Genomic DNA, 15,503 nt, shown 5'->3' with positions numbered 1-15,503 from the left:
ATTGTCCGGTGGTGCTGCTCCTTTTGCTGATCTGTATAAGGTTAAGAGAGTACTAATAGTCAGGTATGTTACCAGGCATACGCCTTCGGTGCAGCTCCGCCTGGACCCGGGAAAATTTCGTCCAGCCGCTTCAGCACGCTCTCATCCAGTACAACCTCAAGGCAGCGCAGTGCGCTTTCGAACTGCTCCAGTGTGCGCGGGCCAATAATAGGCGCTGTTACAGCAGGATTAGCCAGCAGCCAGGCCAGAGCGATATTGTCCTGCGGCTCCCCGAGCTCACGGCTTAACTCAGCAAAGGCTTCAAGCTGGCTCTTATGCTGTTCTATACGTTCGGCATTGCCGCCGCTGCGGCTGCCCTCAATCTTCATAAGGGCGTTCCGGCCTAGCAATCCCCCGTCGAGCGGGCTCCATGGGATAACGCCAAGACCGAGATTCTGCGCTGCCGGAAGCACCTCAAGCTCGGGCAGGCGGCAGGTCAGGCTGTATTTATGCTGCTCGGATACCAGGCCGAGGAAGCCGCGTGCCTTCGCCTCAGATTGGGCAATGGCAATGTCCCACCCCGCGAAATTGCTGGAGCCGACGTAGCCGACTTTGCCCTGGTTCACCGCAAGCTCAAATGCGCCCCATAGCTCGTCCCAGGACACGCTGCGGTCAACATGGTGCATCTGGTACAGCTCAATGTGATCGGTCTGCAGGCGCTGCAGGGAGCCTTCCAGGTGGCGGCGGATTATATATGAGGAGAGACCGCTTTCATCGTTAGGACCGTCAAGCTTGTCGCTCATGGCACCGTACACCTTGGTAGCAAGCACTACTTTCTCGCGGCGTCCGCCGCCCTGCTTGAACCAGCGTCCAATAATGGTCTCTGTAAGCCCGGAGTTTTCGCCCCAGCCGTAAATGTTGGCGGTATCGAAGAAATTCACTCCTGCATCAAGCGCAGCGTCCATAATGCGGAAGGCTTCCTTCTCGTCCGTAATCGGGCCGAAATTCATCGTGCCCAGACAGAGACGGCTGACCTTCAAACCGGATTTTCCAAGCTTAGTATACTGCATTTCACATTCACTCCTTTTATGAAATAGACCAGTGCTTTATGGAAAACAACAGCATGTTTATTGTATCCAACCCGGGAATGAAGAGCAAATAGTCAGGAGTTAACGATTTCCGATCTGGACAATTTTATGAAATTCTCAACCATTTCATTCCTTACATTGTGCTGCTTGTACAAATATTCCGCCTCTTCAAGATGTTGAAGCGCTAAGTCCTTATTGTAGTGTGTAATTTCCCTTGCATAATAAATATGATTCATATAGTCGCCAGGATCATCCTGCATCGAGCTTCCGAGCAGCTTTACGTTCCGCAACGCCTTTCGTTCTTTGTTTACCAGCTTAGGGTCATAACCATCGTGATATAGGCGTATCGGTAAAGAAATCCTTTTTCCTGCTACACCTTTTAAGGTAAGCTGTTCATGAATTCTTCGTTCAAAACGGATATCTCCGCCGCGAAAGAGCCGGGCAACCCCTTCTTTAAATACACCGATCACTTCATTGTCCGCAATGTTGATGTACTCAATATCAATAACAATATTCTTAGTGCCATCAGCAGCTGCCTCTCTGCAAAAGCCGCTTAAGTTCCTGGCATCCTCAGGATGCAGGTATTCATCGCCGTCAATAATGAGCTTCCATTCGTATTGCGTTTTAGAGAGCGAATAATTACGTGCCGCTGAAAAGTCATCTACCCATTCAAAATTATAAATGTGGATATTATTTTTATGCTGCAAGTCAAATTCTCTGATTAACTCAATTGTATTATCAGTCGAGCCTGTATCTACAATAATGATTTCATCAACAGCGTCAACAATGCTGGCCAGGCACCGGATGATGCTTCTTGATTCATTTTTTATAATCATAGCGGCTGATATCTTCATGATTTCCCTCCGTATTTTCCTTTGTAATACTTTATTGTATTGCCTGTAATGATGATAGCAAAAAAAATCTGCCATGGGAAAGTGGAACGGTATAATTCAGTGCCGCATCGCTTCATAGGTGCTTCCTATCAAGGTCATTGCTTTTATGTATTTGGCACAGCTTGGACCATTATGTTACAACAATATACAGAAGAACTATGCCTGCGTACAGCAGAGCAGATCATTTAAGGAGTGACGGAAATGAGCGAGGTTAAAAAGATCGCCGTAATCGCCGGGGACGGAATCGGACCTGAGGTTGTGGCTGAAGCGGAAAAAGTATTGAGAAAAGCGGAAGAGGTATTTGGCTATGCTTTTGAAACAGAGCATGCCCTGTTTGGCGGAATCGCCATTGACGAGCGTGGAACTCCGCTTCCGGAAGATACGCTGGAAATCTGCCGCAGTGCAGATGCTGTGCTGCTGGGAGCTGTCGGTGGACCGAAGTGGGACAACAACCCGAAAGAGCTGCGGCCGGAAACCGGACTTCTCGGCATCCGCAAAGCGCTGGGACTGTTCTCCAATCTGCGTCCTGCCAATGTGTTTGACTGCCTGAAGGATGCATCCACCCTGAAGCCGGAAGTGCTGGAAGGCACAGACCTGATGGTTGTGCGTGAGCTGACCGGAGGTATTTACTTTGGCGACAAGCTGCGCCGGCAGGGGGAACACGGTGAAGAAGCAGTAGATACTTGCGTATACAATGTAACGGAAGTGGAGCGCATCGTGCGCCAGGCGTTTGAAATTGCGGGCAAACGCCGCAACAAGCTGGCCAGCGTGGACAAAGCAAACGTACTGGAAACTTCCCGCCTGTGGCGTGAGGTTGTTAACCGGATCGCTCCTGAATATCCGCAGGTGGAGCTGGAGCACGTACTGGTTGACAACTGTGCAATGCAGCTGCTGCGCCGTCCGTCAAGCTTCGACGTCATTGTGACCGAGAACATGTTCGGGGATATTCTGAGTGACGAGGCAGCAATGCTGACCGGATCCATCGGCATGCTGGCTTCGGCCTCACTGGGCGAGGGCAGCTACGGCTTGTATGAGCCTGTACACGGCTCTGCGCCTGACATCGCAGGTCAAGGCCTGGCTAACCCGATTGCGACCATCCTGTCGCTGGCTCTGATGTTCCGTATGACCTTCGGCTATGAGGATGCAGCTGCGGCTATTGAAGCCGCTGTGGCAGAGGTGCTTGATGCCGGACACCGTACCAGCGATATTGCTGTAGATAAGAGCAAGGCGATCAGCACTACCGAAATGGGCGATCTGATAGTTGCGGCAATTCGCAAAGCGTAAATCTGCTGCTATATTCCTTCTTTGACGCAGAAAGACAATAAACTTCACAGAATGGTGCTTATTTATAATTATTATAAAAAAGTAATGAGTGTAATATTGACTTTGATTTAGTGCGATGATACCATTTGGTCTATAGCAACAACTAAGTGGCCAATTCATTCAATCAGTAAAGCATATTGCCTCATTCCCTCGGCAGGGGATCATGCTAGTGGTTGTTTTTCTTACATAATTAAAGGAGGAAATTAAGCAATGGCAGAACGTTTGGTAGGTAAACCGGCACCGGACTTCACAATGGAAACAGTAACTGGCGACGGTAAAGATTTTGGTAAAGTTAGCTTGTCCGACTACCGCGGCAAATGGCTAGTATTCTTCTTTTATCCGCTTGATTTCACATTTGTATGTCCGACTGAAATTACAGCACTCAGTGATGCAGCAGCAGATTTCGCTGATCTGGATACCGAAATTCTCGGCGTGAGCGTTGACTCTGTTCACAGCCACAAAGCATGGATCACTACACCTCGCGATATGAACGGCCTTGGGCAGATAAACTTCCCGCTGGCTTCGGATATCACAAAGAAGGTGGCCAGTGATTACGGCGTCCTGATCGAAGAAGAAGGCGTGGCTCTCCGCGGGCTGTTCATCATCGATCCGGACGGCGAACTGAAATACCAGGTAGTCAATCACAACGATGTGGGCCGAAGCGTGGAAGAGACACTCCGTGTACTGCAGGCTCTGCAATCCGGCGGTCTGTGCGCCATGAACTGGAAACCGGGCGACAAGAACCTGTAAGGTGTCTGCTCTTTGAAAGACTAATTATAACCTCTTTGCCGGAAGCTTTTTCCGTCAAGGGGGTTTTTTGCAACAAAATGTCTGTAACTTCCAGAATTATTGTTTGAAAATAGGCGCTGAGGTTAATATAATGCCTGTAGGAGAGGAATCTCCGGTATTATTTTGTAATACAATAATAAGAAATCAATGGAACTTACCCAAGGAGGGTGAACAATAATGAGCTTTTGCTGTGGAGCGAGTATGGTCGGAACGAAGGGAACCCTTAAACATTATCGCACGCAAGTCCATAATGTTCCCCTGCTGTTTTGCCCGGTATGCCACCGGGTAGAGGTACATTACAAAGTCGAGAATGAGTACGAGATTCTTGCGGAATATGCTCATGGCGATGGCGTTACTGACGTTGATTTTCAGGATTATGTAATGGAAGACGAGGAAGCGATCTTTGAGAATGTCATTAATATGGAGAGCGAAGATCCGCTGGCCATTATCCGCAGCCAGATCGATATGGCGCTTGACCTCCTGGCTGTTGCTAAGCAGATCGGGGACAGCAAATGGGAGCGGGAGCTTAAAAAACGTCTGGCTGTAATGAGCCAGCGGCGTCTGCGGCTGCAGCAGAAGGCCTGATTCGGGCTCTAATCCGGCTGATATTTGTCTACCCGGATTTGCAGCATTCTCCATTTCGTTTGGCCGGTTACGGCTCTATAGCCAAAGAGGCCCCGCATAAGCGGGGCCTCTTTGGCATGGATTTATAAATAAAACCGGGTTTTCCGCTGTTAAGCGAGAGTCGCGATAAAATTACTATGCCTTAAGAATCATTTTAACAAGTTTTTTGCCATTCGACAGTTTCTCTGATTGCGTTGTCTTCTTCTCTTGGATATGATTGGAATATAGTTGAAACGGTTGGATAATATAATACGATTTCCGAATGTTCTGGCGGCTTCGTCATATACTCATTTACATAGTAACTTGATGTCGCTTAAGCGTCTATGCCAAATGCAGTAAAAGGGGGAACTTCGTATCGTGATAAGCCAATTTCAGGAAAGCCTGCTTTTGCCAAGAACGTTTCAATCCATGATGATGAACTCTACATATGAGGATGTGCTGGAGCACATTGACAGTGGAATTATGCTGTTTGATGAAGATGGGGTTTTGACCTTTCTAAATAAACAAATGTACGGCATACTTGAGCTGCCGCGCCATTCCCTTCTGGGCTGCACAATGACTCACCTGCTGGCGAATATTCAGCTGAACCGCTTTAAGAAAAAGCAGGTACTGCGCGGATACCGGGAAATGGTGCAGAGGGGTAAGCCGAATTATGAATTTGTCGATGAATATGGCCGCTACTGGCGTGTAACTCTGCATACCGGTGAACAGATGAAGGGAAGCTACCTGTATACGTTTAAGGAAATTTCAGATTATAAGCTGATCGAGCAGACCGCTTATCAGAATGATAGTCTTGCTATGCTGGGCAAATTATCCGCCTCTATTGCACATGAGATCCGGAATCCGCTGACGGCAATCCGCGGGTTTATCCAACTCCTTCATCCCCATCTGCATCAACTGGGCAAGGAGGAATATGCCAAGATTATTCTCGCAGAAATTGACCGGGCCAATGACATTATTCATGAGTTTCTGACATCATCCAAACCCTCTGCCCCGCAGGTAACCCTGATTCCTGTATCGGCATTGCTTAAAGAGGTGGTACTGCTTACGGAGAGCGAGGCCTTGATGAAGGGCTGCCAGATTGATCTCCATCCGTTTCATGATAATATGATCATATCCGGAGATGCCAAGCAAATGAAACAGGTAGTGCTGAATATGATAAGAAATGCAATGGAAGCGATTACAGAGCGAGCGGGTGATTGTATAGGCAAAATTGAGGTCGGGGCCCGCAGAGAAGGTGCAGAGGTCCGCATTTTCATCTCTGATAATGGGAAAGGGATGGATATTTGTACGCTTGACCGGCTGTTTAACCCCTTTTTCACTACCAAGGAGAATGGGACAGGACTCGGGCTGTCCGTCAGTGACCGGATTATTAAGAACCACGGAGGCTGCATTTCGGTCAGCAGCAGAATCAATGTGGGCACACGGTTTGTCATCTCCCTGCCCCTTATACAATAGAAGGGCTGTTATCTGAGCGGGCCATGCATTATAATATAATGATCTTTAAGAGGCTGATTCCTGTATTGCACGGCTGGTGCGGGAAGTCAGCCTTATCTGCGTGACCAGGGTCCGCAGGCTTCATGAATGGCGGGAGGAAAGACCATGAATATTGAATGGAATAACGGAGACCTGTCTGCCGGGTCAGAAGGTGAAGTGTTATGTATTATAGTATCCGAGGCAGAGCTGGATGGCGGCAGCCTTGCGGCAGAAAGGAAAAAGGGTATAGAGCTTGTGGCCAAAACAGGGCTTTTTGCGGGCAAGCTGAATCAGACTTATATACTTCCGTTAGCGGATCAATCCAAATACTCTGCAGTTATTTTGGCCGGAAGCGGAAAGGAGCTTCCCGGTGCGGGTGAGCTCAGAGTGCTTGCGGCACATATCTCCCGGGTGGCTGTCCGGATGAAGGCTGCAGTGCTTACCATTGAGATACCTGAATATCTGCTGGCTCAGGGGATAACGGCGGCACAGGCACTAACAGAAGGGCTGTTGCTGGGCGGATACCGCAGGAAGCATTACAAGCAGGAGCAGGCTTCCTATAAGGGGCCGTCAACAGTTAAGATACAGCCGCAGCTCCCTGCAGAAAATGCGCTGGAACAAAGCTGGCGTAGGGGAATACAGCGGGGGTCGGCTTTTGCGGATGCAACCAATCTGGCCCGTGAGCTGACTAATCTCCCCGGTAATCTGCTGACCCCCTCCAGGCTTGCGGCAGCTGCCATTGAAATAGCTGAGCGTCATGGACTACCGGCAGAGGTGCTGGATGAACGGGAGATTGAGCAGAAGGGGATGGGGGGGCTATTTGCTGTCGGCAAGGGCAGTGTACATCCCCCGCGGATGATTGTCATCCGTTATCAGGGAGCCAGTGAATGGAGTAATGTTACAGGTATTATAGGCAAAGGAATCACCTTTGATACCGGCGGTATTTCGCTCAAGCGGGCACCGGGGATGGAGGATATGATCAGCGATATGGGCGGTGCAGCGACTGTGCTCGGTGTCATTGAAGCGCTCGGCAGATTGCGGCCGCAGATCAATGTAGTCATGGTCATTCCTGCCGCCGAGAATATGCCTTCTGCAGGAGCATTCAAACCGGGTGATGTCATTCCTACGCTGAGCGGAAAGACGGTAGAGGTACTGAACACAGATGCCGAGGGCAGGGTGGTCCTCGGTGATGCATTGACCTATGCCCGGGAATGGGGAGCAGAACGGCTCATTGACGTAGCTACGCTTACAGGGGTTGTTCTGTCTATCCTGGGGGATATTGCTACCGGTGCTGTTACTAACGACGAACAGTTTTTGCAGGAGCTGCTGGATGCCTCCAAGAGATCAGGGGAGCAGATCTGGCAGCTTCCGGTATACCCCGAGTTCCGCGAGATGCTGAGAAGCGAGGTGGCAGACATCCGCAATGCTGCCGGCCGATTCGGCGGGGCTTCTACAGCAGGGCTGTTTATCGGCGAGTTTGCCGAAGGGAGTCCGTGGATTCATCTGGATATAGCCGGTACGGCATTTCTGTCCAAGGAGCGGGGCGTCAATCCCAAGGGAGCCACGGGAGTCATGGTCCGGACGCTGCTGGAATATCTCCTGGGGCTTAGCGGGGAATCCGGTCCGGGCCTGCCTGGGCGCAGGTAGGGAGGGCATGGAAACAATTGGCCAACAAAAAGCCGTAAAGTCCGGAGAACGGACTTTACGGCTTATTAGCATTAGCTGTGATTGACGAATTCCTGCGTGCGGGCTGAGTTGGTTCAGCCGTTACGTTTAGCCTTAACCTGATTAGTGAAGGACTGGATGCCATTCATTAACTTGTTCCGGGTGTCTTTGTTTCTAAGCAAATATACTGCTCCCAAAGCTGCGGTAGTAAATAACGTTTTTTTCGTATTCATAGTTATTCCTCCTTAGGTAGTGGTCTAGCTGCAATTGCTTATAACAAACATACCCCGATACCAAAGTGTTTAAACCTGCTGTATGAAGTTGGCAGCCCTACAGTTTGCCGTCAGCCGCCCCTGAGCTGCAGGAGAAAGGCGAATCCAGCGAGGCTGCCGAGCAGCTCTTGCTTTTGTCACAGCCCGCACAGGCCCCTTGCTTGCCTTTCTGCACATGACGGTAGATCATCCAACCGGAATAACCGAAAACAGCAGCTACAATCACAATATTGACTATCATTATTTATTCCCCGCTTTCTCCATGACCATCCCAGATCTTTACGACCATCCGAGTAACCGTCCGCCTTGAAAAATAATGAGCGACACCAGATACGCCAGCGCCAGTGAATAGCCCATAGAAAAGAAAGTCCACTTCCAGGACGCTGTCTCCTTCTTGATTACACCTACAGTAGCCAGGCAAGGGATATACAGCAGAATAAAGGCCATGAAGCTGATGGAGCTAAGCGGTGTAAACACTTGTGCAATTTGATTTTCCAGCCCGGCGTTATCCGGAGTGTGGTAAATGATATTCATCGTGGACACAACCACCTCTTTGGCCAGGAAGCCTGGAACCAGCGTCGATCCGGCCTGCCAGGTTCCGAAGCCGAGCGGCTGCAGGACTGGTGCTATCAGCCCGCCGAATTTGGCCAGGAAGCTGTGATCCATATCCACATTGAAGCCGGTTGGACCTGCATAGGACATCAGCCAGATAATGACTGAGCCTGCAAGAATGATCGTTCCCGCTTTGCGCAGGAACCCTTTTCCTTTCTCCCAGGTGCTGCGGCCGAGTGTCTTCAGCTGCGGCATGCGGTAAGGGGGCAGTTCAATGATAAATACGGAGGACTCATTCTTGAATAAGTGCTTCGAAAACAGCTTGCACAATATCAGAGCAAAGACAACGCCCATCACATACATTGCCAGGACTGCAGTAGCTTGCTGGGCCGGGAAGAATACAGCTGCAAACAGGAGATAAACCGGCAGCCGGGCAGAGCAGGACATCAGCGGCATGAGCAGGGTTGTCAGCATCCGGTCTTTAGGCTGTTCGATGCTGCGCGCAGCCATTATCGCCGGAACGTTGCAGCCGAAGCCAATAATAAAGGGAATAAAGGCCTTTCCGTTCAGCCCCATCCGTTCCATAGTACTGTCCATGAGCAGACACACACGGGCCATGTATCCCGAGTCTTCCAGGAAGGAAATCATCAGGAACAGGATAAAGATCTGCGGAACAAATACAATTACACCGCCCACACCGCCGATAATACCGTCCACAATCAGCGCATGGGTGAATTCTGAAGCCCCGATACTCTGGAGCAGAGAGTTGGCACCGTCACTGAACGGGCCGGCTATGAAGCCGTCAACAATATCGGAGAGGGGGCCGCCAACCCAGTCAAAGGTGGCTTTGAACATGGCATACATAAATACAAGGAACAAAGGCAGTCCAAAATAACGGTGAGTAAGAATGGAGTCCAGTCTTTCCGTCAGCGTATGCGGTTTCTGGGCAGTTGTATCCATTGCTTCAAGGCATAAGGAATGAATATATTCCTTGCGGGTTGAACGGATCCATTGAGGCAACGTCAGGGCCAGCTTACGGCTTTGCAGCTCGCTCTGCACAGCATCGCAGATGCCAAGCAGGCGTCCGGTATCAAGGCGTTTGCGCAGCAGCTCCAGGACTACCGGGTTCTGCTCCATCAGCTGAAGAGCAATCCAGCGGTGGTTCGGTAAGCCGGCGGTCTGCTGCAGCTCATGCTCGATAGCCTGGATGGCCTGCTCAACAAGTTCCCCGTAATCAAGCCGGAAGCTTACCGGCGGAATGCTGGAGGTTTCCTTCAGGACAGTAAGCACCTCACCGCTGCCTTTGCCGGTTCTGGCGATGAGCGGAAGGACTGGAATGCCCAGCTGCTTCTGCAGGATTTCAGGGCTGACCTGAATACCGCGCGCTTTGGCAACGTCAATCATATTGAGGCCCAGCACAGTAGGCTTTCCATACTCAAGGAGCTGCAGGGTGAGGAGCAGATTGCGCTCCAGCTGTGAAGCGTCAACGATGTTAACCAAGGCTTCCGGAGATTCTTCGATTAGATACTGCGCAGCCACGCCCTCATCGCGGGAGAGCGGATGAAGGGAGTAAATCCCGGGCAGATCGATCAGCTTGCCGGCCCCGTTCTTCAGGCTGCCGACTTTTTTCTCGACGGTTACACCCGCCCAGTTCCCGACATATTCGTAAGAGGAGGTCAGCGTGTTAAAAAGCGATGTTTTCCCGGTATTAGGGTTGCCTACAAGAGCAACTGAGCTCATGATACGTTCACCTCAATCCGGGAAGCTTCCTTCCGGCGAATGGCAAACAGCTGCCCGTTACACTCCAGTGTGATAGGGCCCATGAAGGGGCCTTTACCTTTCAGGGAAATCATAACGCCTTCCGACACCCCAAGATCTGCAAGACGCCGCCGCAGAATAGGATTCATACCTTCAATTCTATAAATGGAACCTGACGAGCCCGGTTGTAAGCGAAGTAAAGAGCAGGATGTAGAGGCCATTAATAATCCCTCCAAAAGAGACTGATAATCAATCTCATTAATTTCTTGTAATGTAGCATTTTGTCCGGGTTCTGTCCATGATTTTAATCACGGCCGTTCGGATTGAAAACAGATATGGAAGATAGCAGAATAATCTTTACATTCTATTCTTCATTAAAGTATGATTGTACGATAATGATTGCATAGTAAGCTTATGCTGGCGGAAATAATGAAGGATACGCTGAAGGGAGAACAAATTGTGAAGAATAATCATAGTAAAATTGTCGATTGTACCATCCGTGACGGAGGACTTGTTAATAACTGGGATTTTAGCGTCGAGTTTGTACAGAAATTGTATGCCGGTCTGAACGAGGCTGGAGTTGAATATATGGAAATCGGCTATAAAAATTCCCCTAAGCTGCTAAAGGGGGCGGAAAGCGCCGGACCTTGGCGGTTCCTGAATGATGATTTTCTGCGCAAGGTTATCCCTCAGAAGGGCAATACCAAACTGTCTGCGCTGGTTGATATCGGCCGGGTCGATGAAAATGATATTCTGCCGCGCAGCGAGAGCATGCTGGATCTGATCCGTGTGGCCTGCTACAGCAAGGATGTGGACAAGGCGCTGCAGCTGGTACAGATTTTCCATGACCGCGGATATGAAACAACCATTAATATTATGGCGTTGTCCAATGTAATGGAGAATGAGCTCCTGGAAGCCTTTGATATGATCCGCGACAGCGTTGTAGACGTGGTATACATTGTAGATTCATACGGCAGCCTGGATCATAATGACATCAAATACCTGGTGGACAAGTTCAAAACCCACCTTCCGAACAAACGGCTGGGCGTGCATACTCATAACAACCTGCAGCTGGCCTTCTCCAATACTCTTGTTGCCTCAGAGCTCGGAGTAGAACTGCTGGATGCCTCCTGTTACGGAATGGGGCGTGCTGCGGGCAACTGCCCGACCGAACTGCTGGTTACCCACCTGAAGAACACGAAATATACGCTGCGCCCGGTGCTTGATATTATTGAGCAGCTGATGATTCCGCTCCGCGAAAAGGAAGAGTGGGGATATATCATTCCGTACATGATTACGGGTACCCTGGACGAGCATCCGCGGTCGGCGATGGCACTGCGGTCATCGGAAGACAAGGATAAGGCTGTTGACTTTTATGATAAGCTGACAACACCTGAGGTTACTTTCGGGGATAAATAGCTTTTATCTGGGCAGAAGCACTGACCTCTCATCGGGGGCAGTGCTTTTTCTTTTATATTGTATGGGAGGATGTAACTTTACAGGACTTCAAAGCCGATATTTATAGAAGGGCTTGAATACATTATCCATACTAATCATAGATGTCATTTCAGACGCGAGGGACTTATGAGACAAGAAGAGAAAAAGACAATTCAGGCAGCAGTTTTAGGGGCGGTGCTGTTCCTTCTGATTCAGATTTTCCGTACACCGCTTAGCCAGATTGAGAACCAGGATGTAATGCTGGCGCTCTATCTTATAATCGGCTGCTGCAATATAGCATTCGGTTTTGCGATTTTTGCCCAAGGCAGCCTGTTTTTCTCCGATACACTATCCAAATCCAGACTGTACATCTCCGCTTTGTTTTTAGGGGTGTGCATCTTTGATTTTTTACACACATTGAGCTTTGTAGGCATACCGGCAATCTCCTCAATTATTAGTCCGGACCAGTCCCTCTGGCTGCTTACCATCTCGCGTCTGGCCAGCGCCTTCGGCATCCTGTTTATATTCAGCAAGGAAGACGAGCCGGTATCCGTAAGAGGCAAGAAAAAAGTACTTACTGTGTCCCTTGTCGTTATCGCTCTCTCACTGCTAGTGCTGGTATTCAGTGATGTCCTTACACCGGGATTACAGGCTTACTCCTGGCTTGGTACGGTCAAGCATCTGGTAGATATGGCGGTTCTGCTTATCTATCTGCTTAGCGTGGGAATGATCGTATATCCGGGCAGAATTGAAAAATCCGCTTCAATGCTCATTATTATCCGTGCTTTAATCTTTTTTGCACTGGCCCAGGTATTTTTCATGAATCTGCTCAGCGTGGGGGAGATGGATAATCTCTTTGGTATGCTTAGCAGCGGGATCGCCTATTATCTGATGCTGACCGGGGTTTACCGGCTGACGATTGAAGAACCGTTTCATGAGAATCAGCAGGCTGAAGCAAGAATTAACTATCTGGCTTATCATGATGATCTGACAGGCCTGCCCAACCGGCGGCAGCTGATGCAGCGTGTGGAAGAAATGATGGCCCGCACTGAAAAAGCCAAAGGTCACAGCGGTTTCTCGGCGGTAGTGATCATGAACATCAACCATTTCAAAAACATTAATGACTCTCTGGGGCATTATGCCGGTGATCTTCTGCTGAAGCTCGTAGCCCAGCGGATTCTGAATGAGGTAAAGACACATGAGGAGCTGTTCAGTATGGGAGCGGATGAGTTTGCGTTCCTGATGACAGAACGGACAGGGGTTGAAAGCTGCCTGGTCCGCGCGTCCAAGCTGCTGCAGCTGTTTGAAACACCCGTGCAGCTCGAGTCCGGAGAGTACCATATTTCGTTAAGCCTGGGGATGAGCATTTATCCCGGAGACGGAAATACAGCAGAGCAGCTGATTCAGAATGCGGATACGGCAGTGCATAATGCCAAAGAGCAGAATGTGGAAATCCGGCGTTATATCCCGTCCATGCAGATGAAGGCCAAAGAACGGCTGAAGCTGGAAAATGATCTGCGCCGGGCGCTGGAGCGGAATGAATTCTATCTTGTCTATCAGCCTCAGGTACAGCTTGAAACAGAAGAAATTGTCGGTATGGAGGCACTGCTGCGCTGGGAGCATCCCAAACGGGGGATTGTCTCACCCGTCGAGTTTATCCCGATTGCCGAAGAGAGCGGCCTGATCGTTCCGATCGGCGATTGGGTGCTGCGAACAGCCTGCCAGCAGAACAAGGAATGGCAACTGGCGGGCTACAGGCACATCTGCGTCTCGATTAACCTGTCCATGCGCCAATTTCTGCAGCCGAACCTCGCCGGCAAAATAGACGCCCTTCTGCAGGAGATCGGACTTGATCCGTGTTATGTCGATCTGGAGATCACGGAGAGCATGACCCTGGACAAGGAGACTGCTTTCGACCAGCTTAACCGCCTGAAGCGGCTGGGTGTTTTCATCAGCATTGATGACTTCGGCACAGGGTACAGCTCGCTGCATTATCTGAAGAATATGCCGATAGACCGGCTGAAGATTGACCGTTCCTTTGTCTCTGATGTAATGGAGGACAGCAACAATGCGGCTATTGTTTCTACGATTACGTCAATGGCCCATCACCTGAAGCTGAAGGTTACGGCGGAAGGCGTGGAGAACAAGGAACAGCTGCACTTTTTGCGCCAGCAGCATTGTCATGAAGCCCAGGGTTATCTGTTCAGCAAGCCGATCAAAGCGGCTGAATTTGAAGCGGTCTTCCTGAAGCCTCTGCTCGGTATATCGGTACAAATGTAAAATACAATAGCCATAGGGTTGCGTTTTGTTCTGTGGGATGATACAATACTCTTTGTCTTCATTGTATTTACGCGGGTGTAGTTCAATGGTAGAACTTTAGCCTTCCAAGCTAATAGCGTGGGTTCGATTCCCATCACCCGCTTATATCTGATTTACCTCTGAAACCCTTGTTGCGCAAGGGTTTTTTCTGTGCGTATTTATAATATGGGGAATATTACCTTTATAATCGTCCGGTGCTAAACGCTCTAGGGCGATTATTCATTTCATAAGAATGCACTTAGCTTCATTCTAACAGCTTGGCATCGAAAAAAGACCTTCTAGCTTACGACACTCAAGGACAGGAAGAACCAAAAAAATACATAAAAATACCTTTATTTTAAATTTTGCAAGCCTATTGATCTATTTATTTCCAAATAAGATTATAGTATCCTTTATTTGCGAGGCTGGAACAAGCAAAGGTGGGGCTCGTACCAAGCGATCTTACAAGTAGTGATACTGTTACTCAGACAATATCGCCAGGATATTAAGCTTGGATGGATTATTATCCTATTTTGAATAACTCTTATGGTATGCTCAATGAAAAAGTTTATGCTAATGCTCAGGGTACCAGTGTATTAGTAAGTGATACAAACACTTACGCTGATATTTACGTAGCAAGAGTAAGGAGCGGTGGGCTTCCTGATGGTGTTTACACTGTAAAACAAAGTACATCTGCACCAAGCTATTAATATAAGATAAGGTGGGGGAAGCTTTTGAGCAAAAAAGGTGTAGGGGTAATACTTCTGATGCTTGGAGTTATATCCTATATAATTAGAGAATCTTTGCACTATTTAGCCGCTGTGTCGCTTTCTTTTAAGCTTAGTGGGATTTCAAATACCATGATAGCTGAAACCCTTTCCTTAATCCCGCCACCATATGCGATGACTGTTCCAATTGTTCTAATAATTATTGGAATTATATATTTAGTCTGGTCTGAAATTGAAAAAAAATAAATATATCATTCTTGGGCCGCTGAGAAGCGGCTCTTTTTACGTTATGAACGAGGTATAAGCAGTTTCAGATCAAAAATTATCTGAAAGTGATCAGGTTCCTAAATTACGGAAATGTAAACTCACCCAGTCAATCCTAAGCCCGCAGGCATATCTTAAGCTGTACCCACTTGCAAAGGAGGGAAAAATCCATGAGCGAGAACGTTGCTGGTTATGGCGGAGGCTACGGCGGAATGACTTCTGCGACTGCAATTCTGGTCCTGTTTATTCTGCTGGTTATCATCTCCAAGGCTTTTATACTGTAGTTCTGTAAAATAAGAAGCCAGGGTTCCCCGCGTTTTGCGGAGACCCTGGCTTTTATTGTTGTGTTTAACCGGA

Annotated in this window: 16 protein-coding genes and 1 tRNA gene; 11 read left to right on the top strand and 6 right to left on the bottom strand. The window is 49.0% G+C overall.

All coding sequences use genetic code 11. The features are described from left to right. Positions 1-68: 68 nt before the first annotated feature. Positions 69-1,049, bottom strand: a complete 981-nt coding sequence (locus M2108_RS20830; protein ID WP_277471405.1) for an aldo/keto reductase — start codon at positions 1,047-1,049, stop codon at positions 69-71. A gap of 92 nt (positions 1,050-1,141) precedes the next feature. After that, the gene (locus tag M2108_RS20825; RefSeq protein ID WP_277471404.1) at positions 1,142-1,921 is read right to left on the bottom strand and encodes a glycosyltransferase family 2 protein; all 780 of its coding nucleotides are present in this window, start codon (positions 1,919-1,921) and stop codon (positions 1,142-1,144) included. Between the two features lie 240 nt (positions 1,922-2,161). On the opposite strand from M2108_RS20825, the gene leuB reads away from it, so the two are divergent. From leuB to M2108_RS20800, 5 genes are all read left to right on the top strand, one after another. Continuing rightward, complete coding sequence (gene leuB / locus M2108_RS20820; RefSeq protein ID WP_277471403.1) at positions 2,162-3,244, top strand: 3-isopropylmalate dehydrogenase; 1,083 nt, start codon at positions 2,162-2,164, stop codon at positions 3,242-3,244. A 249-nt stretch (positions 3,245-3,493) separates the two neighbouring features. Continuing rightward, on the top strand, positions 3,494-4,033 hold the full coding sequence (locus tag M2108_RS20815; protein WP_277471402.1) for a peroxiredoxin: 540 nt from the start codon (positions 3,494-3,496) through the stop codon (positions 4,031-4,033). A 216-nt stretch (positions 4,034-4,249) separates the two neighbouring features. After that, a complete protein-coding gene (locus M2108_RS20810) occupies positions 4,250-4,657 on the top strand; it encodes a hypothetical protein (protein ID WP_068721132.1) in 408 nt (135 codons plus the stop codon). Between the two features lie 396 nt (positions 4,658-5,053). Beyond that, positions 5,054-6,154, top strand: a complete 1,101-nt coding sequence (locus M2108_RS20805; RefSeq protein ID WP_277471401.1) for an ATP-binding protein — start codon at positions 5,054-5,056, stop codon at positions 6,152-6,154. A 144-nt stretch (positions 6,155-6,298) separates the two neighbouring features. Then, on the top strand, positions 6,299-7,819 hold the full coding sequence (locus M2108_RS20800) for a leucyl aminopeptidase (protein ID WP_277471400.1): 1,521 nt from the start codon (positions 6,299-6,301) through the stop codon (positions 7,817-7,819). 113 nt (positions 7,820-7,932) lie between these two features. On the opposite strand, the gene M2108_RS20795 is transcribed toward M2108_RS20800, so the two are convergent. From M2108_RS20795 to M2108_RS20780, 4 genes are all read right to left on the bottom strand, one after another. Continuing rightward, positions 7,933-8,070: a hypothetical protein gene (locus M2108_RS20795; RefSeq protein ID WP_167360763.1), complete on the bottom strand. Its 138-nt coding sequence runs from the start codon at positions 8,068-8,070 to the stop codon at positions 7,933-7,935. A gap of 97 nt (positions 8,071-8,167) precedes the next feature. After that, positions 8,168-8,350, bottom strand: a complete 183-nt coding sequence (locus M2108_RS20790) for a FeoB-associated Cys-rich membrane protein (RefSeq protein WP_068721137.1) — start codon at positions 8,348-8,350, stop codon at positions 8,168-8,170. A gap of 38 nt (positions 8,351-8,388) precedes the next feature. Continuing rightward, on the bottom strand, positions 8,389-10,401 hold the full coding sequence (feoB, locus tag M2108_RS20785) for a ferrous iron transport protein B (protein WP_277471399.1): 2,013 nt from the start codon (positions 10,399-10,401) through the stop codon (positions 8,389-8,391). Continuing rightward, positions 10,398-10,568: a FeoA family protein gene (locus M2108_RS20780; protein WP_481856935.1), complete on the bottom strand. Its 171-nt coding sequence runs from the start codon at positions 10,566-10,568 to the stop codon at positions 10,398-10,400. The genes feoB and M2108_RS20780 overlap by 4 nt, the downstream gene beginning before the upstream one ends. A 310-nt stretch (positions 10,569-10,878) precedes the next feature. Here M2108_RS20780 and M2108_RS20775 point away from each other — a divergent pair, with 310 nt between their 5' ends. The 6 genes from M2108_RS20775 to M2108_RS20750 all read left to right on the top strand — a co-directional run bounded on the left by M2108_RS20775 (position 10,879) and on the right by M2108_RS20750 (position 15,430). Next, the gene (locus M2108_RS20775; protein WP_277471446.1) at positions 10,879-11,838 is read left to right on the top strand and encodes an aldolase catalytic domain-containing protein; all 960 of its coding nucleotides are present in this window, start codon (positions 10,879-10,881) and stop codon (positions 11,836-11,838) included. Between the two features lie 165 nt (positions 11,839-12,003). Beyond that, on the top strand, positions 12,004-14,136 hold the full coding sequence (locus M2108_RS20770) for a putative bifunctional diguanylate cyclase/phosphodiesterase (RefSeq protein ID WP_277471397.1): 2,133 nt from the start codon (positions 12,004-12,006) through the stop codon (positions 14,134-14,136). Positions 14,137-14,207: 71 nt separating this feature from the next. Next, positions 14,208-14,278: transfer RNA gene (locus tag M2108_RS20765), tRNA-Gly, on the top strand. Positions 14,279-14,669: 391 nt separating this feature from the next. After that, positions 14,670-14,864 (top strand): hypothetical protein, encoded by a 195-nt coding sequence (locus tag M2108_RS20760; protein WP_277471395.1) that lies wholly within the window; start codon positions 14,670-14,672, stop codon positions 14,862-14,864. A gap of 24 nt (positions 14,865-14,888) precedes the next feature. Beyond that, the gene (locus M2108_RS20755; RefSeq protein ID WP_277471394.1) at positions 14,889-15,128 is read left to right on the top strand and encodes a hypothetical protein; all 240 of its coding nucleotides are present in this window, start codon (positions 14,889-14,891) and stop codon (positions 15,126-15,128) included. Between the two features lie 188 nt (positions 15,129-15,316). Beyond that, positions 15,317-15,430 carry a YjcZ family sporulation protein gene (locus M2108_RS20750; protein WP_277471393.1) on the top strand — a complete coding sequence of 38 codons (114 nt, stop codon included), beginning with the start codon at positions 15,317-15,319 and terminating at the stop codon, positions 15,428-15,430. Positions 15,431-15,503 lie beyond the last annotated feature (73 nt).

The organism is Paenibacillus sp. PastM-3 (genome assembly GCF_029893965.1).
GTDB lineage: Bacteria > Bacillota > Bacilli > Paenibacillales > Paenibacillaceae > Paenibacillus_AQ.
This window is presented reverse-complemented; position numbering and strand designations above follow the sequence as displayed.